Consider the following 18272-nt stretch of genomic DNA (forward strand, 5'->3'; position numbering starts at 1 on the left):
CCACTACATCAATAGAGCTGGGGCACGATCAACTCTGGCGGGGTCGGGTTACGCGAGTAATCCTCCTGCCGTACGCGCTGCGGCAGTTCGATCACCGGTAGCTCGACTTCTTCATACGGCATCTGCCCAAGCAAGTGGTGGATGCAGTTGAGCCGGGCTTTCTTCTTGTCATCGGCCTGCACCACCCACCACGGTGCTTCGGCAATGTGGGTGCGCTCGAGCATGATCTCCTTGGCCTTGGTGTAGGCTTCCCAGCGCCGACGCGACTCCAGGTCCATTGGGCTGAGTTTCCACTGCTTGAGCGGGTCGTGAATGCGACTGAGAAAACGCAGGTGCTGCTCCTGGTCAGAGATGGAAAACCAGTACTTGATCAGTTGAATGCCGGAGCGAGCGAGCATGCGCTCGAACTCCGGGACGGTGCGGAAGAACTCCTCGTACTGCTCGTCGTTGCAAAAACCCATGACTTGCTCGACACCGGCGCGGTTGTACCAACTGCGGTCGAACAGCACAATTTCGCCCGCGGCCGGCAAGTGCGAGACGTAGCGCTGGAAGTACCACTGGGTCTGTTCGCGGTCGTTTGGAGCGGGCAGGGCGGCGACCCGGCAGACCCTGGGGTTGAGGCGCTGGGTGATGCGCTTGATCACACCGCCTTTACCGGCGGCATCGCGCCCCTCGAACAGGATCACCACCTTGTGGCCGGTCTTGACTACCCAACTCTGCAATTTCACCAGTTCGCCCTGCAGGCGGAACAGCTCGCTGAAGTAAACCCTGCGCGCGGCTTTCTCGGCGCTTTCACCAACGTGCTCGTCAAACAGGGTGTTGAGATCGTGTCCATCTTCGGATAATTCCAGTTCCAGCTCTTCGTCACTGTGATCCAGCAATTCACGGTGGATGCGTTGCATCAAGGCGTCTTCTACTGATGACATGGGCGGAACTCGCGTGGTGGGGATGGCAAAGTCTTAGTCGCATTTTGTTACTAAGCAATGACATCAAAAACCCAGATTGCGGCGGGAGAGGGGGACAACCGGGCGTTTTGCCACTGCACGTTCATAAAACCGTAACAAGATTGTTGCAGAGTTGCCGAGCCCGAAATCACAAGGATTTTCCTTAATGAAACGTCTGATGAAGTCTGCTGCACTCGCCGTTGCGGTTTCTCTCAGTGCCACCTCGGTGTTTGCTGCCGAGAGCATCCGCCTGACCGGTTCCGGTGCGAGTTTCCCAGCGCCGATCTACCTCACTTGGTTCAAGGATTTCAGCAAGAAAACCGAGGGCGTCACCGTTGACTACCAATCCAAGGGTAGCGGCGCGGGTGTACAAGACTTCCTGAACAAAACCGTCGACTTCGCCGCCAGCGACTCGGCGATGAAAGACGAAGACATCGCCAAGGTTGCCGAAGGCGCACAACTGCTGCCGATGACGGCCGGTGAAATTGTGTTGGCGTTCAACTTGCCAGGTAATCCTAAAGAGCTGAAATTGCCGCGCGACGTGTACTCCAACATCTTCCTGGGCAAGATCACCAAGTGGAACGATCCGAAGATCGTCGCGGCCAACCCAGGCGTGAAACTGCCTGACATGCCGATCACCGTGGTCGTGCGTGCAGACTCCAGCGGCACCACTGCCGTATTCACCAAACACTTGGCCGCGATCAACCCTGAGTTCCAGAAAGACTTGGGCGAAGGCAACACCGTCAACTGGCCTGCCAGCGACAAGTTCATCAAATCGCCGAAAAACGATGGCGTGACCGCCACCGTACGCCAGACCCCAGGCGCAATCGGCTACATCGAATACGGCTTCGCCAAATTGGCCAAGGTTGACTTTGCTCAACTGCAGAACAAGGCCGGCAAGTACGTGGTACCGAACGCTGAAAGCGGTGCCGAAGCCCTGGCTGCGGTGAAAATGCCGGAAAGCCTGGTGGCCTGGCTGCCGGATCCGGATGGCGCCAAGTCCTACCCGATCACTTCCTACACCTGGATGATTTTCCGCAAGGACAACGGCAACCCAGCCAAGGCCAAGGCCATGCGCGAAATGGTTGAGTACAGTTTGACCGAAGGTCAGAAAATCGCCGACTCGATGGGCTACATCCCGCTGCCGCCATCGGTTGTTGATCAAGTTCGCAAAGCTTCCGCCAACATTCAGTAAGGCTTGCCAGGCCGCTTCCGGCATGGGCTGTCCGCCATGCCGGGAGCGTTCCCCCCTTGTTCCGGAATTAGCCAATGAACACACCTTTTGTCGTACCGGTTAACCCGGACTCTGCGTGCCAGCCACCCTCTACGAAGGACTTCCTGGTTGATCGCACCTTCCGTGCACTTGCACGCATTGGCGTGGTGCTGGTGCTGGCGCTGGTTTTCGCGCTGGTCTTCGAAGTAGGGCGCAAGGCACTTCCCGGCATGGAAAAGCACGGTTTTGACGTGCTGTTCGGCAGTGTCTGGGACGTTAACCAAGGCAAATACGGCATTCTGCCAGCTATTTGGGGCACGCTTTACAGCGCCCTTATCGCGCTGCTGATCGCAGGCTTTTTTGGCGTCAGCATGGCGATTTTTCTCACCCAGGATTTCCTGCCAGCCAAACTGGCGGCGGTGTTTCGTACCATCGTCGAATTGCTCGCCGCTATTCCCAGCGTGGTCTACGGCCTCTGGGGCATTTATGTGGTGATCCCGGCCATCCGCCCGCTGACGGCGTGGCTGAATACTGAACTTGGCTGGATCCCTTTTTTCGGCACGTCCCTCAGCGGGCCTGGCCTGCTGCCGGCCGCGCTGGTGCTGGCCATCATGATTCTGCCGACCATTGCTGCTGTTTCACAGGACGCCCTCACCGGTGTGCCGATGAAAACCAAGCAAGCCGCCTACGGCATGGGGACCACCCACTGGGAAGCGATTCTCAAGGTGATGGTGCCCTCTGCCGCTACCGGCATCTTCGGTTCGCTGGTACTCGGCCTGGGCCGCGCACTGGGTGAAACCATGGCCCTGGCGATGCTGGTGGGTAACGCCAACAACATTTCTCTTTCCCTGTTCGCGCCGGCCAACACGCTGGCGGCCTTGTTGGCGCTGAACTTCCCCGAAGCCGGCCCGAACGAGATCGAAGTGTTGATGTACGCCGCACTGGTCCTGATGTTTATCACGCTGCTGGTAAACGTCATCGGTTCGATGATCATGGTCTACGCCCAGCGGGGTACTAAATAATGACTGATCTCTCTACGCCTATCACGGCCATGCCGAGCCTGCAGCGCCGGTTCGAAGGCCGTGCCCTGCGCAGCCTGGTGCTGACTACACTGGTGTGGTTCGGCGCGCTGCTGGCCAGCGTACCGCTGATTTCCGTGCTCTACATGCTGATCACCCGGGGTGGTGCGCGCTTGAGCCTGGAAGTGTTCACCGAGCTGCCACCCACGGGGTTCGAGACTGGCGGTGGTTTCGGCAACGCCATGGCCGGTACGTTCGTCATGGTCGGTATCGCTGCCGCCATCGCCGTGCCGGTCGGCATCCTGGCTGCAATCTTCCTCGCGGAGCTGGGTCCGGACAGCAAACTGGCCAACGCCTCGCGCTTTGCCGCCAAGATGCTCACCGGCTTGCCATCGATTCTGGCGGGTGTTTTCGCCTACGCCCTGGTGGTGATGACCACCGGGACCTACTCGGCCCCGGCCGGTGGCGTGGCGCTGGCGGTGCTGATGCTGCCGATCGTGGTGCTGACGGCTGAAGAGTCGATGAAAATGGTGCCCAAGATCATGAAAGATGCGGCCTACGGCATGGGCTGCACCCGCTCGCAGGTGATCTGGAAAATCGTCTTGCCCACCGGCATGCCCGCGATCCTGACCGGCGTGATGCTCGCAGTAGCGCGTGCCGCCGGCGAAACCGCCCCTCTGTTGTTTACCGCGCTGTTCAGCAACTACTGGATCTACCACGACGGCAGCCTGGCGGTCATGAATCCGACGGCGTCCCTCGCCGTGTTGATTTACAACTTCTCCGGCATGCCTTTCGACAACCAGCTCGAGCTCGCATGGGCGGCCTCGTTGGTGCTGGTAATGATCGTGCTGGTTGTGAATATCGTGAGCCGTATTTTCGGCAAGCCCAAGTACTAAGAACGGGAGCACCTGAATTTTGAACGTATCATCTGCGCAAATCGCCGCTCCGTTTGTCACCCAGGCGCCTGTGGTCATGGACTGCAAGCTGGACAAGATTTTCTACGGCAACTTCATGGCGGTGCGTGATAGCCATGTGCCAATCGAGAAAAACAAGATCACCGGCTTCATCGGCCCGTCCGGTTGCGGCAAGTCTACCGTGCTGCGTAGCCTCAACCGTATGAACGACCTGGTGAAGGGTTTTCGTTTCGAAGGCCATGTGCACTTCCTTGGCCAGGACGTGTATGGCAAGGGCGTTGATCCCGTTGTCGTGCGCCGTTACATCGGCATGGTGTTCCAGCAGCCAAACCCGTTCTCGATGAGCATTTTCGACAACGTGGCCTTTGGCCTGCGCCTCAACCGCTACAAGGGTGACCTGGGCGACCGCGTCAAGCACGCCCTGCAAGGTGCCGCGCTGTGGGATGAGGTCAAGGACAAGCTCAAGGTCAGTGGCCTGTCGTTGTCCGGCGGCCAGCAGCAACGCCTGTGCATCGCCCGCGCTATCGCGACCGAGCCGGAAGTGTTGTTGCTGGACGAACCCTGCTCGGCGCTCGACCCCATCGCCACCCGCCGTGTCGAAGAGCTGATGGTCGAGCTGAAAAAGGACTACACCATCGCGCTGGTCACCCATAACATGCAGCAGGCGATCCGTGTGGCTGATACCACCGCGTTTTTCTCGGTGGACATCTCCCAGGGCACCCGTACCGGTTATCTGGTCGAGATGGGCCCGACCGCGCAGATTTTCGAAAACCCGCGTGAGCAGATGACCGGGGACTACATCAGCGGCAAATTCAGCTGACCCATGCACCGTTTTTCAGGATTGCCAATGCCTGCAACACATCGTCTTGACCTGGCCGCGATTGAACGCGCACTGCGTGAGGTACAGGCCCGTTTTGCCCAGCTCAGCCAGGACTTTACCGAGCCGCGCGACCCACTGACAGACGAAGTGCTGCAGAATGTGCTTGAAGGCTACGCCCTGATTGACGACTATGTTGCGCGCGGTGTCGACCTGTTCGACCTCCAGCAACTGAACCTGATGCTGGAGATCAATGCCACTGTGCTCTGTGGCAAAGACCCGGTACGCCGGCAGGAATACGCCCAGCACCTGGCGGCTACCGAGGTGCACTTTTTCAACAATGTCGAAGGTGGCATCAAGGACTTGTATAACTGGTATTGCAAGCACCATAACGAATCCGTTTGGAAGCGAGCTGCCGGTGTCTATGTGCGAGTTCTCAGCAAGCCGCAGTTGTTCATTGAAGGCAATCACCGCAGTGGGTCGCTGATCGTCAGTTACCTGCTGATGCGCGAGGGGTTGGCGCCGTTCGTGCTGACGCTGGACAACGCCGAGGGCTACTTCAACCCGTCCTCGGTGATACGCAACTCCGCCAAGCATGGCGTCATGGCGTTGTACGAGTTGCCCAAGATCAAGAAAAAATACGCAGCGTTCCTGGAAGATAACGCCGCTGATCCGACAGGTTTTTTTCTGAGCGACACACCCGCGCCCGCCCACCAGGGGGCCCATTGATGGGAAGGTACCCAGTGCTAGACACGATCAAGCGTGTGTTCAAGCGTCAGCGAATCCGTATTTCGTTCGACATCGATGACACACTGGCCTGCCAGCTCCACCACAGCGCGACCGAGCACAGCCGCTTGCCGGCGTGTGTGCACCGTTGGCTGGGCGAACCGCTGCGCAGTGGCACCCGTGCACTGACCCGCGAACTGCGTCGCCAGGGCTGCAGCGTCTGGGTCTACACCTCGTCTGGCCGCACCCCGTCCTACATCCGTCGTTGGTTGCTGCTGTATGGTATCCACGTCGACGGCGTGGTCAATAGTGTGCGGCATAACCAGGCACTCACGGAGCGCGGGTTGGCCAGCACCCCGTCGAAATTTCCGCCGGCCTTCGACATTGACTTGCACGTCGATGATTCTGAAGGCGTTCAACTTGAAGGTTTCGATCACGGGTTTCGCGTGGTGGTCGTGGACCCGGAAGACGAGCAGTGGGCGCAGCGTGTGCTGGAGGCTGTTGCGCAGGTTCAGTCGCAACTTGCGCGGCAGCAACCACAGCGACACAAGGTGCCGGTGCCGGCTTATCCGGGGCTGACGTTGAACGGTTGAGCGCATTGATTGTTGCCACTCGTCTAATGCTTGGCACTCTGGCTGTGGTGCTGTCTCTCACAGGTAAGCGCGGACAAACCGAGCGTACGAATGGAGAGCCAGTATGGACATCAATGAAAACGCCCCAGGCAATATTTCGCAGCAGGAAGTGACCCGCGGCACAGACAACGAGACCGGGCATGATCCAAAGCGCAACGAGGATAATATCCCGCTACCGCCAGACGAAGAGGCACCGCTTGAAGAGGACATGTCTGACGTAGAGGCTGCCGATTCAGTCGCGAGCGAGCATCCTGACAACTGATAAGCCTCCAGGTACAAAAATCCCGACCTTTGCGTCGGGATTTTTTGTTGGGGAAGGGTGAAGGCCATTCAGGCGTCAGTCATCCACGGTAAACGTCACCCAGCCAGGGCCATCGGTTGATTTTTCAATGTCGGCGATCACACCGCCGACCGACGAGCCGTCCGGCAAGTTGACCGTCACATAGTTAGGGTGGGGAGGCCATTGAAGAGGGTCGTCGAAACTCAAACGGGCGAGTGTCGGCTTGCCGCTGCTGGTCAATTGAATATTCGCCGATTCATTCAGCTGTTCATCGGGGGGCGTACCCATGTGCCGGGAGGCAGTGATGACGCTGGCAATACCCTGGTAATCGTAAGACATGACGGCTGACCTTTCATGAGTAGGGCGCGGACTCATCCGCATGGGGTGTCCTGGCAAATGCAGCGGATGCGGTCTGGGCATTTGGCTGCTGATTGAGTAGAGGGTGAAGGGCTGCACATCGTTCCCTTGCGCAGCTCTGCACATCTTCATTTAAGCAGCGAGAGGCTTTGACGACGCCTATAACGCCACCACGGGCAATGTTCGAAGCCAGCGAGGAGGCATAAAAAAGCCCGCAGTCGCGGGCTTTCACGGGCCTTTGCGGCCTATTTGAAAAGGCCGCCAATTGCATTGATGGCGTCTGCTGCCTTATTCACGTTTTGCTGGCGCTGGGGGTTAGTGTCTACCTGTGCCTGGGCGTTGTAGCTGGGCGAGCCACAGCTTTTGTTGGTCTGCGTCAGGGCCGCTTGAAAGGCAGTAGCGCGTAGCGTATCGCCTTTGGCATTGGCCGCATTGATGTTTGCCTGCAGGTCACGGATCTGCTGCTGACAGGAGGCGGAGTTGGCGTTATTGGTGTTGTTGTTTGCTCCACCCAGCGCAGCTGAAAGAGCACCCGTCAGGGCAGTCAAGTCAGCGGCATGGGCCGACAAGGACATCAGGCTAAGGAGCGCGGCGGATGGAGCGAGCTTGGAAAGACGCATGGCAAACCTCAATGTTTTATCGTCTGCACACGGACGGAACCCGAGCTGGTGCAGAACAATATCCGTATAAAAGGTGGGTGCTCGGTTGCGACAAAATATTATTTGGTCATTTTTTGAGCTTCAACATTCGATTTCTCTAACTGTGAATGCCTTCACGTTGTGCGTCGATTTCCAGGCGTGAGGATCGAACGTGCCTTGGGTGGGTCAGCGTTTTTCAACAACGACTCGCTGCTGGCGCGTTCTCACCACCCACGGGTGCGCCGCTGACGCTGACGCGCTCGCGAATGCTTTTTTCGACGAGTGACGTGTCTAGCTCAATGGTTCTGTGAATATTGGGGTTGTCACCTCCACTTTTGGCGTCTACCCTGAAAATGTATGAATTATTACGAATTATTTCGAAGGCGCCTGTTTTCGAGGTGCGATACTCCAGGACGAGGAACGAAACATGTTTTCACACGAAGGTCCCGCAATAGAGCTGTTGGTGTTCGTTTTTGGTTTGGCTGGCGTACTTCTGGTTGCTTGGTTTATTCACCATCAATACGAACGCAAAGCCGGGAAAGGCGTAAAAAAACAACAAAATCGTAACGAAGGTCGCTCAGCCTGAGCTATCTACAAGACCGATGGCGACTTGGCGGAGGTTGATCGGGTCGACATCGCGTTGTCCGCGGAGAGTTTTGAGGTCAAAAGCCTCAGCAATGCGCTTTCTGTCAACTCGGTGGGACCGACTGACAAGCGGAAAAGATAAGGGCCTGCCCAGGTTTCCCAAGGGCCAGGAACTTTCCTCTCGATCTGGCCGGTGTGTTCCCAGTGACTGCCCAGGGATAGGTTGCTCTCGCTTTGAATCATCGCGCTTGAAACTATCCCGCTTGCTGCGCACCACTTTCATTGGGCCGTTCGACTTTCCGGGCACGCGATCACTCCCGCGCTGTTGCTCGAGATCCTGCGCCATTCGCACTATAGAGCTGAGCGCTGCAGGTTCCTTGATCGCATTCTGGTCGTAGTAATAACGTGGTGACTTGCTCAGAAGAAACAGGTACTCGTGCGACTTTGTGCACCGGTCCTTGGTGGATTCAGGCATGGGATTCGGCTTGCTCCAGATAATGTCCTGGCGCAGATACCAACCATCATTTTGAAGGACAAAGGCCAGGCGCCACGGCATGCCCATCAGGTTTTTATCCGGGAGGCCAGTGCGTGTCCGAGTCCTGCCGATGCTGCCATCGCCATGAAGGGCTTTGACGTGCTTGCCACCTGTCGATCCTCCCCACTTACTGTCGGTTGCATAGCTGTCGCCCATGTTGACCCAGGCTGTACCGTCATCCTGTAGTACTCGTCGCACCTCGCGGAACACCTCGACCAGTCGCCCGATGAACTCCGCTGGTGTTTCCTCCAGGCCAATCTGGCCGTCGACACCGTAATCCCGCAACCCATAATAGGGCGGGCTGGTCACGCACATATGAACCGATTTGTCTGGCAGCGTCCGCATCGACTCAATGCAGTCGCCGATCAAGACACGATGCTGTTTCATGGCCTGGGCCCTCGGTAGATGAAGATGTAGGCGAACCAGAGGGTCGCGATCATGGCGTCACCTCGCGGCGTGCCCACCAGCAGACAGGGCCGTCGTCGGTGTCGTGAATGGCCAGGCAGAACCAGCCTTCGCCATCAGGCCGATCCGGCTCCCAGTAGCTGCAATCGGGGTCGCCAGCCTCGAAACGCTCAGAGACCGCTTCGTCGCTGTGGTATTCGAGTTGCACCATCTTCACCTGCAAGCCCTGTTCAGCGATCCAGGCCTTGCACTTATCACCGTCGCCCTCGTCGAAGGGCGGCATATCGGGATGAGCGAACATGCCGTATTCATCGCGCGCGACTGGAGCTGGCTGGATCAATTTGATTTCTTCAGGCATGACTTCGTCCTTGCCGCTATAGCGGCTGACTTTGAAGGGGGAGGGGGGCGAAAGAGTGAGGCGCTAATTCCAGCGAACGTTGAGTTCTGAAATTTGTTCGTGCAGCTGCTCTATGAGTTCAAACCAAGAATCGAAACCATTTGATTCGTTCTGGATCAGGAACAGGTAATAACCTCCGGTTTCACCTGCGCGGTCATCCCGAATTTCTATCGCCCAACCGGCGTATTCGCCAGTCAAAACTGTTCCAGTACGAATGATCAGCATGGGTTGGTCGGAATCCAGTGAATGTCTTAAATGGCAGCTGTACTTTTTACATCAGCTTGGAAAATGTTGGTACTGCGGCATTCTCCCTCGTTACCAGTTCATGGGCATTCACAACCGTCATGCCGAGGCGTTCGGCGATCATGACTTCCAGGCGTGCACCCTTTGAATGCTCCCACCCTGGGAGAGTGGCCACGGTGTCACAGTCCATCAGCGCCGCAATGTCGCGCCGCATGCAGTCGTTCCAAGTGCCGCCGTCGGTGTTGATCTCGGCGGGGTTGGTAACGGTGTTGCCGCCGGCGCGCAGGTTGGTGGTCATGGCGTGGAAAGCGGCTAAGTTGAGGCCGGGCAGTCCGGTCATGGGACCACTGAGGTAGATGCGCTTCATGCGGCCACCTGCTGCTGTTCCTGGCGCAGCGCGTCCTGAACGGCCTCAACAACGCGGCGCAGGTATGTGAATTCGTGGTTTTCCTCGATCGCCTTTTCGTCGACTGGGTAATGCCATTCATCACCAAACAACTCGGTCAGCAGCCTGCTCTGATGCCAGCACTCATTCGGGCTTTCGATACTGCGCAATGAGTCGATGTCGTGCCAAAACTCGCGGGCCTCGCCCTTACTCAGTTCGCCCAGTTCCCAGTCGTGTCGCCCGGTCTGTTGCCGGCGGCGCTGGACGATGCACTTCTTGGCGAAGGCATGGAGCGCGTCCCCGCTGAACCGCGTGCTACTGATCCCGCGATCCAGGCAGTTCAGAACATAGGGCCAATCGCACTTGGCCACAAACTCGGCAACCGTGCGAGGTCCCATTCCACCCCAGTAGGCGTTCCAGCTCTTGTCCCAGCAGTTGATCGTGATCTTGCCCTGGGCAGTCTGGTAGTTTGGGTCGAATTCAGTCGGGCAGTCGCGGCGACCGAAGTCCTCGAGGAAAACCGTTATCGGGTCGAGCCGCGCCGTGCCGGTGATCACCAGCTTCGTTACTGTCGAGCGCTCAACCTTCAGCGGCTCGGCCGTTTTGTTTCCTGTGGGCATGGGAATTCTCCATGTAGCGACAAAGCTACGATTGGGATAACGTTTCGTCTTTTGGAGGTGGGAATGTTCGGGATAACCGCTGAGCAGTGGGGAATCATTAACGGATTTGCAAATTGGCTGGCTGCGATTGGAACCATCTCTGCCGTAGCTGTTTCGCTCTATCTGTCCATGAAATCTGGAAAGAGGACAGCCAAGTTATCTGCGCGACTAATGCTGATGGCAGAAATTGGATCTGAATATCATCCAGAACACATAATTTTTAGTTTGGTAAATACGGGTGATCGGACGATCAATACTGATTCTATCGGTTGGGTTGTGGGGAAAAAGACAAAGCAATATTTCATACAGTTATGGGATCGTACTCTTAGTCATCCAATGCCATTAATGCAGGCTTCCGGAGTTTCGGGGAAGTGGCTATTTAATGTCGATGATGGAAGATGGTTTTCCCAAATGGCTGAGTCGTTGGGTGCGAATTGGAAAAAAGACATAAAAACATTAAAAGCTCTGGCTACAACCACTACAGGCGAAGAGTTCTTTGCTACCCCAAGCAAAGAACTTTTTGAAAAGCTGAAAGTTGCGTGCGAGCTTCGAGCCACTACTTCTGCGTAATAATTAGGCGGCCTTTCTTAGAGCCTCGATGATGCGCTGGCCCGCAAGCGGTGGAACTGCATTGCCAGTCATGTGCATGGTCAGCCGATGGTTGTCTGGGCGCTGCGTGTCTTTCGGGAAGGATTGCGCGGCCATGGCCTCATCGGCGGTGATCATGCGCATCCGGTCACCGTCGACCACGGCCCAGCGATCGAGGGTAGTTATGGTGCCGATAGGGCGGTCTAGGCTGCGGCCTGTGAGGCCTGACCCTGAGCCGTAATAAGGCATCACGAATCGCTCGCCGAACCGTTCCCGGCCATTCTTCACGCGGATCAGCGTCGATTCGGCACGGCCTGGCTTGATGATCGGCGACCACTTGCCGGCGTTGAAATCGATAATGTCGCTGGCCGGCACATGCTGGTGCTGCTGGAGCTGCAGGTGGAGCGGTGCCTTGCTGCGAGAGCAGACCATGAAGAGGCGCACCCGGTGCTGAGGCACGCCGAGGTCTGCACAGTCCACGATGTGCGGAGCCAGCGAGTAACCCAGGCGCTGCATCGCGTCGGCCCAGGCCGGGTAGAGAATCCAGTCCATGAACTCCGGCACGTTCTCGATGATTGCGAAGTCGGGCCTGTTGACCTCTGCATTCGCCACCGGCGCCCAGGTCGTCAAGCGCGAGTTGTCGTGCTGAGGATTGCCGGCAGCCTTGCCGCGTGCCTTCGCGTGGCCCTGACAGCAAGGAGAAGCCAGCATCACATCATGCTTTGGGACCTGCGACCAATCCGCCTGGTGCAAGTCCTGGCAGACGTGCTGTGTGTCCGGGTTGTTCCTAGTGTGCCACTCTACGGCAGCGGGCCAGTGGTTTGCAGCCCATAGAACATTGAGGCCTGCTGCCTTTCCGCCAGCAGTCCATCCGCCGAAGCCGGCAAATAAATCGATAGCTGTGAGCATGTGATTTCCTTTGTGATGGCGAATTGGTATCTTTTGTCTTTTATCGAACTGGATTTCAGACGTGGGTGTAATGACTTTTTTCGCGGATCCGTCGTGGTGGGTCTCAGTGGTGGTCGTTGGGATAGCAATTAACTTTTTTTCCTCTTACTCTAAGGGGTGGATTGATACCGGCCTGGGAAAGCTTTCTGAGAAATGGAGGAGTTCGTCCGATAGGAGAAAGCAAGCCCAGCAGCGCAAGATTGAAGAGCTGGCGCACAGTGAGTACTTACGAATGAAGGCTATGGGGACCGCGACTTATGTACTCATTCGAGGTGTCAGCTTTCAGGTATTGGCTCTTATTGCAATTTATATGTCCGTATCTGCAGAAAAAATGCTCGCTAAAGAGCTTTTTTTAGGAATCGGGTTTGTAGCGATAGTGTGTCTGTCCATGTCCATGGCCTCGGTAGTGACTGCTGCAAGCATTAGGAAAAATATCGAATCTGCAGATAAGATCAATCGAAGCTAAGTGTTATTTGTGACCTGTACTCTGCTGTTGCAGACTGGCTTGATATGGTTGATATGGGTTATTTGTTAAAGCCTCTACATGCAACTATATGGGGAACTGAGTGACCATTGAAAATGTAATGCTGACCCTCAACAGAGTTCCTGAAATCGCTCTGAATACCGGCACTGATTACAAAGTGCTTGGGGGATTTTTTTTGACGGCGTTCGCGGTAGCAATCGGTTCGTGGGCCACTATCTATACGTTCAAACGTACTGTCAGGAGCCAAGAAAAAATCGCTACAGCTGGGGCCATCCGAGCAAGCAGGCAGGCTTGGATCAATGAGTTGAGAGATTGCAGTGCTAGCTATGTAGCTGCGGTATTGCAAATTTCTGACTTGCGCGGGAAGCGAACTAGGTGGTTGAAAGCAAAAAATATCCACATGGAAGAATGGCGGGCGTTTCAGTATTTTGAAACTGAGAATCCTGCTTGGGTTGAGCTATCACTAAGCGCGGTCAATGAGGCGAGGATTTATCGTGCAAAAGTTGAGATGCTTTTAAATCCTGGGGAGGAAGCAACGGTCAATCTTCTCAAAGCAATGGATGTGGCTTACGAAAGCGAGGGGCAAAGCACCAATAATTTGCCCGATTTATGTGACGAAATTGTCAGTAGCGCCCAGAAAATACTCAAGGCTGAATGGGTTATTACAAAGCAGGGTAGATAAGATTTGCCCCTCAGATGCCTGATAGTTTCTATTGTTGGCAGCTTTCTCAATAGCCTGGCGTGATTCGTTGATATGGGGTATCACGGGTAACCGGCATGGAGCCGGATCAAGGAGGAAAGAGTGGACAGAAAACCTTCTAATAAGCTGCTAGCAGAGCAAAGTGGACTGACCGTGGCTGAAGTCGGCACGTACTTGACGGAGCTAGTGTTGCAGCCTGACGGAAGCTGGATTGCTTACTTCGGCGCTGAAATCGAACGCTCACCAGATGCCAGCACAAAGTTGGATGCATCGCGAACGCTGTTGATTCCAGCCTGGCTTGCCAAGCACTGGGTGGATCGAGATATTGGGTAGGCGCCGCCCTTCAGTGTCCGGTGGTGGCGATTTGGTTTTGGTTGGGGTATTACGGGTGAACCGCGTGGAGTCGCGCTGAATCTAAATAGGGACTGCTGAATGAAATATCTTGCAGAAGTGCTTACAAAGAACCCTCTGATAGTCGTAGCAATGTTTCTGATTACATTGCTTGCCTCGATTGTTGGTCTATTAGTCAGCTGGGAAGTTCTCTATAGAGACTATCTTTCAAAAACATTTACGGTTCCGTCTTGGCTGGTGCTGCTGATTATCCCAATCGGTTTCTTCGGATGGATATTATATAGCACTCGCAAGAAGAACCAGAACGACGGACCTTTAGAGCTAATAGCCGATAGAGAATACGGTGTTGAAAGGATCTATGCGTGTGGAAAAAGGTTTTTGAACTGCAAGTTTAGCGGCACTGAAATTGTAATCGACGCTAGCTCTGGATTGAGTTTTGAGGCCTGCAATTTTGAAAATCAAAGATTCACATTTGATGGCTCTGCTGCTAGGACACTCGCTCTTTTAACCGGGATGTACAAAGATCCAAGTTTTCGGCCTATGGTCGACAGAACAATACTAAATATGAAATCTGGAGATATGCCTGTTTCCAAAGCTCCTTACTCCGGTTCTGCTCGTTGAGAGTATTTGCCAGTTAGTCAAACGATGTCTGGCGTGATTCGTTGATATGGGGTATTAGGTAGGGTTATTTTGAGCGCTATTAGGGACAAGTCATGCAGGCGCTAACGGATAATCTGTATAAGTTTCTCTCGATTGTAGGGATGATATGTTTTGTATTTTTCTTTTTTGATTTGAATAAGAGATCAGATGATCTTGAATTGAAAATTGATAGTTTAACCATTCAACAGGTCGAGTTCTTAGCGACTCTAGACGCGATTAAGACAGATTCGAATCGCCTTTCTAAGGTTATTGCTGACCTGAATTCTGGAACGACAACACTCAAGAAGCTAATGGGGGCTATGCCGAGCCTGGAGGCGACTAGAGATAAGATACAGTCAAGATTTGATGAGGCAAAATTAGTAAATGCAAAACTTAATGCTAATCTGGAATTGGTCAAAAGCTACTTTGAAAAGCTTAAAGGTCTGGCTTATCTATACGGCTGGCTGCAGTGCGTTTCATTAATAGTTGCATTTGTTGGTATGCTGTTGTGGTATTACAGAACCCAAAGATATCTAGACTTAAAGGACAAACAGTCTGTCATTTGATTGAGTGTCTTCACGGAAACAGTTATCGTATTTTCATACTGATTTATTTTGATTGACCGGCATGGAGCCGGATCAGGCGGTGAGGCGTTCGCCAATCACCGTGGTTGTGAACTGAATGGTGTACTCGGTGACCAGCTCGAACGCGCCGCCGCAGGTATCGCACGTCATCTTCTTGTCACCGTAATCTTCAGACTCGATGTGGATGACCGTGGCGCAATGCGGGCATTTGCATTCGTCCTGGCTGCGATAATCCCACTCGTCATAGTCTGTCTCGGCGACCTTGGCCAGCGCTTCGGCCTTCGCAGCGGCGTCTTCTGCGGCCTGAAAAGGCTTACAGGTGAACCCGTCAGGATGTCCCCACGGTGTTTCCGTGAGCTTCGAGCGGTGGGTGCTGCACAGGCGGCAAACGTTGTGCTTATCGCACACCACGTAGCTGTACTTCTCACCGGTTCCATTGCACTTGGCACAACCAGAAACCCAGTACCATGAGCCATCGATTCGCTCGGCGTACAGGCCGTTTTCCGGTGGCCGAAGGCTGACTTCAGGCAGGTCAGTAGTGGTTCGGTGAAATCTGTGATGATCCGCCCCGTTCCACACGTTGAGGCTGCCATTGCGCTCGCGCTGGGTCCACTCTCCCGGGATCTCCGTGATCAGGATCTTGGTGTTTTTGTCCATGGATTATCTCCAGTCAGGCGCCGCCCTACGGTGGCCGGTGGTGGCAATTTGGCTTGGGTTGGGTTAAACAGGTGTCGGCAATTTGCCACTAACAGATGGAGCTGAAAGCGTGGAAAAAGCAGATTTTGACTACGACTATGACCAATTTCGTGGTGAGTTGAACAAGGTGACATATGCGTACAAACGCATAAAAGACAAACTTATGCAGAATTTTGAGCATTGGAAGGAGCTCGGCCCAAAATTTCTCAGCGATCAACTCTCTGTAGAGGTCGGAAAGGATGGTGAAAGTGTCGCCGGCGTCGTCGTCGGCAAGCGTTTCTCCATCTCTTTAACGCCTCTAGCGATAGAAAATGATAACTACGCTCTTGCCGTTCTAACCACTGTCAATTTAGTAAGTAAGCTTCCTGTAGAGATTGATCGTTTCCTCGTATCGATAAACGGGGATGTTCTATCTATGGAAAGAGAGATGCTTTTGGACTGGGATAACGAATATCAGAGCCTAAAGCTGTTGGTCGCTGTGGCTCGGCGCGTCATTCGAGCCGATTCGGTGCCTGTACAGTCTCGTCTCCCGGCTCCCTAATCAACTCGCGCATACTATCGCTGTAGAATTTACGCGCCACGTTTTCGCTAATAACGATTTCGTGGCGCGGATAACGTAAGAACGCGATCAGCTCGTCGTCGGGCATCAAGTCCATCTTCATGATGGCGATCTGCAGGACCTCGCTGATGATCGGCACCTGGCCGCGAAGCCGGATACGCTCCATGGCCTGCTCGATTCCGGGCCTGACCTTGTGCCGCAATTCCTTCTCGGCGACCGCCAGCCGCTTCTGCGCAGCCTTGGCCGATCTTTCCTGCACAGTCTTGGCCATGACCTACCTCTTCTATTCCGCTGGCCGGCAGTGCTAGCCAGGTTTGTCGTTTGCGTTGCTGGATACGGGCTATGCGACGCATGAGGTGCTTCCACGCCGCGCTTTTGGGTAGTCGATGCCGTGGGTGGTGATGATCCGCTCGAAGGCCTTATTGCCGATCGCCAGCTTCCCGCAGCACTGGCGCCGGGTAATGCCCAGCTCCAGGAAGGCCTTGATTCGCTCGGCGAGCTTGGCGTCGCGCGCTTCGTCAACTTCCTTGCGCACCAGGTTCCGTGCACCTCCGCGGGTTGGCGCCTTGAACGTGATGTCGTACCGCGCGGCGTAGTTGTAGATCAGCCGCCGACTGACACCAAGCTCGGCGGCCACCTCGGTCTGGGTGAGTGTTACGCCCAGCTGGCGTATCTGCTCAGCCAGCTCAAGCCGGTCCTGTGATCGGATGTCGGTCTTGTCGAGGGGGAGGGGATTCGCTTCAACCTTGCGCCGAACGAATGGCTTCGGCGGTGGCGGCATATGGTTGCTGTAGGTGATGGGCTTGGGCTTATAGTGGTATGGCTCGGCTACTTCGATCTTGCCGCCGGCCGCAACAAACTCAGCGATCTGATCGGCCAGCTCATTGGATTTTGGCCGAAGCGCCTCTACCAGGCTTAGGTGGTTGCTGATCATGCTGACTGCCTCGCTTTGTTCAGTTCAGCCTTACGGATATCCTTCGCGGCGACCAGTGCCGGCTTGAGGCTGTCGAATCCGTGAACGATTACGCGGCCGGCGTTGTAGGCCGACTCAAGTGCCGCCATGTCCACCGCCTGATGGATATCGGCGATAGCATCCACCAGCAGTTCTTTGGCGCGATCCTCTGGATTCAAACCGGAGTTCAGCCACGCCAGAAGGCGGCGACCGGTGTCAGCGCTGATCAGCTCAGGTTGATCGAACAGCTTCGTCCGGTCCTTGCTGGCCGTGGCTGTGTGGCCGTCATGGGTCAGGTCCAGCACCACGGTGAATTCGTAGTCGGTGCCGTCGCGCTGCTCGGACTTCATGCCCAGCTTGAGGATCTTCTTGCCCTCGCCTTGAACCGTCTCAGTCTTGCTGCGCATGGTGCAGATGATGTGCATCGAGCTGGTGAGGATCTTGTCCGTCAGCTTCCGGTGGCGCGGCGTGGTCTCGTTCCAGGCCGCCCAGGTGTTGCCCCGGAACTTCTGGTGGGCCACGGTCTCATTCTGCTCTAGGCATCCCCCGGAAGCTACGCGAGCGCCGAGGACCTGGCCCTGTATGCCGTGAAGTTCGGCACGGTCATCCCTGCGGGCGCTCCCGAGCAAGAGGCGTTGCTGCGCCGGGCCGCCTTGGTGATGGATGGCATGACCTGGAAGGGGCGCAAGACCCGCAGCGAGCAGGCCTTATCCTGGCCGCGCCGGGAAGTTCTGCTGGATCAGGAGATCAAACCGAACAACTACCTTCCGGCGCGCATCCAGTACGGCCAGATGGCCCTGGCCGCTGAGATCCATCAGGACGACATTGACCCCATCGACAAGCGAAAGGGTGCTGTGACGCTGGAGCGCGTCGAAGGTGCTGTAACCCGCGAATACGCGACGATTTCCAACACCAGCAATCGGCTATTGCCAGCGGCACCTGATCGACCGAGCGCTACGCAGTTTGCCGACTATCTGCAAAAGCGCGGGCTGTTCGCAGTGCGCGCGTAATGGTAGCTTTGT

28 protein-coding genes and 1 pseudogene are annotated in these 18272 nt (G+C 55.6%); 16 read left to right on the top strand and 13 right to left on the bottom strand.

Features of this window, described 5'->3' with window-relative positions; all coding sequences use genetic code 11:
* Nucleotides 1–8 precede the first annotated feature (8 nt).
* A complete protein-coding gene (gene ppk2, locus LVW35_RS13860) occupies nucleotides 9–926 on the bottom strand; it encodes a polyphosphate kinase 2 (RefSeq protein WP_233896260.1) in 918 nt (305 codons plus the stop codon).
* Between the two features lie 184 nt (nucleotides 927–1110).
* On the opposite strand from ppk2, the gene pstS reads away from it, so the two are divergent.
* The 7 genes from pstS to LVW35_RS13895 all read left to right on the top strand — a co-directional run bounded on the left by pstS (nucleotide 1111) and on the right by LVW35_RS13895 (nucleotide 6527).
* Nucleotides 1111–2139, top strand: a complete 1029-nt coding sequence (pstS, locus tag LVW35_RS13865) for a phosphate ABC transporter substrate-binding protein PstS (RefSeq protein WP_233896262.1) — start codon at nucleotides 1111–1113, stop codon at nucleotides 2137–2139.
* Between the two features lie 74 nt (nucleotides 2140–2213).
* A complete protein-coding gene (gene pstC / locus LVW35_RS13870) occupies nucleotides 2214–3179 on the top strand; it encodes a phosphate ABC transporter permease subunit PstC (RefSeq protein WP_233896264.1) in 966 nt (321 codons plus the stop codon).
* Entirely contained in the window at nucleotides 3179–4072 is an 894-nt protein-coding gene (pstA, locus tag LVW35_RS13875) for a phosphate ABC transporter permease PstA (RefSeq protein ID WP_233896266.1), read from the top strand. The genes pstC and pstA overlap by 1 nt, the downstream gene beginning before the upstream one ends.
* A 76-nt stretch (nucleotides 4073–4148) precedes the next feature.
* Nucleotides 4149–4910: a phosphate ABC transporter ATP-binding protein PstB gene (pstB, locus tag LVW35_RS13880; RefSeq protein WP_010210300.1), complete on the top strand. Its 762-nt coding sequence runs from the start codon at nucleotides 4149–4151 to the stop codon at nucleotides 4908–4910.
* A gap of 27 nt (nucleotides 4911–4937) precedes the next feature.
* Entirely contained in the window at nucleotides 4938–5636 is a 699-nt protein-coding gene (locus LVW35_RS13885) for a hypothetical protein (protein WP_233896268.1), read from the top strand.
* Nucleotides 5636–6226: a hypothetical protein gene (locus LVW35_RS13890; protein ID WP_233896270.1), complete on the top strand. Its 591-nt coding sequence runs from the start codon at nucleotides 5636–5638 to the stop codon at nucleotides 6224–6226. The genes LVW35_RS13885 and LVW35_RS13890 overlap by 1 nt, the downstream gene beginning before the upstream one ends.
* Before the next feature lie 103 nt (nucleotides 6227–6329).
* Nucleotides 6330–6527, top strand: coding sequence for a hypothetical protein (locus LVW35_RS13895; RefSeq protein ID WP_233896272.1), 198 nt, complete (start codon nucleotides 6330–6332; stop codon nucleotides 6525–6527).
* A 75-nt stretch (nucleotides 6528–6602) separates the two neighbouring features.
* On the opposite strand, the gene LVW35_RS13900 is transcribed toward LVW35_RS13895, so the two are convergent.
* On the bottom strand, nucleotides 6603–6884 hold the full coding sequence (locus LVW35_RS13900) for a hypothetical protein (RefSeq protein WP_233896273.1): 282 nt from the start codon (nucleotides 6882–6884) through the stop codon (nucleotides 6603–6605).
* 263 nt (nucleotides 6885–7147) lie between these two features.
* A complete protein-coding gene (locus LVW35_RS13905; protein ID WP_233896274.1) occupies nucleotides 7148–7522 on the bottom strand; it encodes a DUF1090 family protein in 375 nt (124 codons plus the stop codon).
* 445 nt (nucleotides 7523–7967) lie between these two features.
* On the opposite strand from LVW35_RS13905, the gene LVW35_RS13910 reads away from it, so the two are divergent.
* The gene (locus tag LVW35_RS13910; RefSeq protein WP_233896275.1) at nucleotides 7968–8126 is read left to right on the top strand and encodes a hypothetical protein; all 159 of its coding nucleotides are present in this window, start codon (nucleotides 7968–7970) and stop codon (nucleotides 8124–8126) included.
* Here LVW35_RS13910 and LVW35_RS13915 read toward each other — a convergent pair.
* The 5 genes from LVW35_RS13915 to LVW35_RS13935 all read right to left on the bottom strand — a co-directional run bounded on the left by LVW35_RS13915 (nucleotide 8118) and on the right by LVW35_RS13935 (nucleotide 10710).
* Entirely contained in the window at nucleotides 8118–9047 is a 930-nt protein-coding gene (locus LVW35_RS13915; protein WP_233896276.1) for a DNA-methyltransferase, read from the bottom strand. The two genes, LVW35_RS13910 and LVW35_RS13915, sit on opposite strands and share 9 nt — an antisense overlap.
* Nucleotides 9048–9096: 49 nt before the next feature.
* Nucleotides 9097–9423 (bottom strand): hypothetical protein, encoded by a 327-nt coding sequence (locus tag LVW35_RS13920; protein ID WP_233896277.1) that lies wholly within the window; start codon nucleotides 9421–9423, stop codon nucleotides 9097–9099.
* Nucleotides 9424–9486: 63 nt separating this feature from the next.
* On the bottom strand, nucleotides 9487–9687 hold the full coding sequence (locus LVW35_RS13925; RefSeq protein WP_233896278.1) for a hypothetical protein: 201 nt from the start codon (nucleotides 9685–9687) through the stop codon (nucleotides 9487–9489).
* Nucleotides 9688–9733: 46 nt separating this feature from the next.
* The gene (locus LVW35_RS13930) at nucleotides 9734–10072 is read right to left on the bottom strand and encodes a DUF4406 domain-containing protein (protein ID WP_233896279.1); all 339 of its coding nucleotides are present in this window, start codon (nucleotides 10070–10072) and stop codon (nucleotides 9734–9736) included.
* Nucleotides 10069–10710, bottom strand: a complete 642-nt coding sequence (locus LVW35_RS13935; RefSeq protein ID WP_233896280.1) for a hypothetical protein — start codon at nucleotides 10708–10710, stop codon at nucleotides 10069–10071. The genes LVW35_RS13930 and LVW35_RS13935 overlap by 4 nt, the downstream gene beginning before the upstream one ends.
* Before the next feature lie 63 nt (nucleotides 10711–10773).
* Between LVW35_RS13935 and LVW35_RS13940 the strand changes: the two genes are divergently transcribed.
* Complete coding sequence (locus LVW35_RS13940) at nucleotides 10774–11319, top strand: hypothetical protein (RefSeq protein ID WP_233896281.1); 546 nt, start codon at nucleotides 10774–10776, stop codon at nucleotides 11317–11319.
* 3 nt (nucleotides 11320–11322) lie between these two features.
* Here LVW35_RS13940 and LVW35_RS13945 read toward each other — a convergent pair whose 3' ends face one another.
* Complete coding sequence (locus LVW35_RS13945) at nucleotides 11323–12246, bottom strand: DNA cytosine methyltransferase (RefSeq protein WP_233896283.1); 924 nt, start codon at nucleotides 12244–12246, stop codon at nucleotides 11323–11325.
* Nucleotides 12247–12316: 70 nt separating this feature from the next.
* Between LVW35_RS13945 and LVW35_RS13950 the strand changes: the two genes are divergently transcribed.
* The 5 genes from LVW35_RS13950 to LVW35_RS13970 all read left to right on the top strand — a co-directional run bounded on the left by LVW35_RS13950 (nucleotide 12317) and on the right by LVW35_RS13970 (nucleotide 15025).
* Nucleotides 12317–12751 (top strand): hypothetical protein, encoded by a 435-nt coding sequence (locus LVW35_RS13950; RefSeq protein WP_233896284.1) that lies wholly within the window; start codon nucleotides 12317–12319, stop codon nucleotides 12749–12751.
* A gap of 100 nt (nucleotides 12752–12851) precedes the next feature.
* Nucleotides 12852–13451 carry a hypothetical protein gene (locus LVW35_RS13955; RefSeq protein ID WP_233896286.1) on the top strand — a complete coding sequence of 200 codons (600 nt, stop codon included), beginning with the start codon at nucleotides 12852–12854 and terminating at the stop codon, nucleotides 13449–13451.
* A gap of 120 nt (nucleotides 13452–13571) precedes the next feature.
* Nucleotides 13572–13802: a hypothetical protein gene (locus LVW35_RS13960; protein WP_233896287.1), complete on the top strand. Its 231-nt coding sequence runs from the start codon at nucleotides 13572–13574 to the stop codon at nucleotides 13800–13802.
* A gap of 99 nt (nucleotides 13803–13901) precedes the next feature.
* Nucleotides 13902–14441: a hypothetical protein gene (locus LVW35_RS13965; protein WP_233896288.1), complete on the top strand. Its 540-nt coding sequence runs from the start codon at nucleotides 13902–13904 to the stop codon at nucleotides 14439–14441.
* A gap of 92 nt (nucleotides 14442–14533) precedes the next feature.
* Nucleotides 14534–15025, top strand: coding sequence for a hypothetical protein (locus tag LVW35_RS13970; protein WP_233896289.1), 492 nt, complete (start codon nucleotides 14534–14536; stop codon nucleotides 15023–15025).
* 72 nt (nucleotides 15026–15097) lie between these two features.
* Here the strand turns inward: LVW35_RS13970 and LVW35_RS13975 are convergent, their stop codons facing one another.
* Nucleotides 15098–15700 carry a hypothetical protein gene (locus LVW35_RS13975; protein WP_233896290.1) on the bottom strand — a complete coding sequence of 201 codons (603 nt, stop codon included), beginning with the start codon at nucleotides 15698–15700 and terminating at the stop codon, nucleotides 15098–15100.
* Nucleotides 15701–15809: 109 nt separating this feature from the next.
* Here LVW35_RS13975 and LVW35_RS13980 point away from each other — a divergent pair, with 109 nt between their 5' ends.
* Nucleotides 15810–16280 (top strand): hypothetical protein, encoded by a 471-nt coding sequence (locus LVW35_RS13980; protein ID WP_233896291.1) that lies wholly within the window; start codon nucleotides 15810–15812, stop codon nucleotides 16278–16280.
* On the opposite strand, the gene LVW35_RS13985 is transcribed toward LVW35_RS13980, so the two are convergent.
* From LVW35_RS13985 to LVW35_RS13995, 3 genes are all read right to left on the bottom strand, one after another.
* Entirely contained in the window at nucleotides 16231–16569 is a 339-nt protein-coding gene (locus LVW35_RS13985; protein WP_233896292.1) for a hypothetical protein, read from the bottom strand. The two genes, LVW35_RS13980 and LVW35_RS13985, sit on opposite strands and share 50 nt — an antisense overlap.
* 69 nt (nucleotides 16570–16638) lie before the next feature.
* The gene (locus LVW35_RS13990; RefSeq protein ID WP_233896293.1) at nucleotides 16639–17232 is read right to left on the bottom strand and encodes a helix-turn-helix domain-containing protein; all 594 of its coding nucleotides are present in this window, start codon (nucleotides 17230–17232) and stop codon (nucleotides 16639–16641) included.
* Complete coding sequence (locus LVW35_RS13995) at nucleotides 17229–17879, bottom strand: AAA family ATPase (protein WP_267924901.1); 651 nt, start codon at nucleotides 17877–17879, stop codon at nucleotides 17229–17231. The genes LVW35_RS13990 and LVW35_RS13995 overlap by 4 nt, the downstream gene beginning before the upstream one ends.
* Here LVW35_RS13995 and LVW35_RS14000 point away from each other — a divergent pair.
* Nucleotides 17802–18260, top strand: a pseudogene (locus LVW35_RS14000) (DnaT-like ssDNA-binding protein); the annotation flags it as partial. The gene LVW35_RS13995 and the pseudogene LVW35_RS14000 sit on opposite strands and share 78 nt — an antisense overlap.
* Between the last annotated feature and the right edge of the window lie 12 nt (nucleotides 18261–18272).

The organism is Pseudomonas sp. HN11 (assembly GCF_021390155.1).
Taxonomy (GTDB): domain Bacteria; phylum Pseudomonadota; class Gammaproteobacteria; order Pseudomonadales; family Pseudomonadaceae; genus Aquipseudomonas.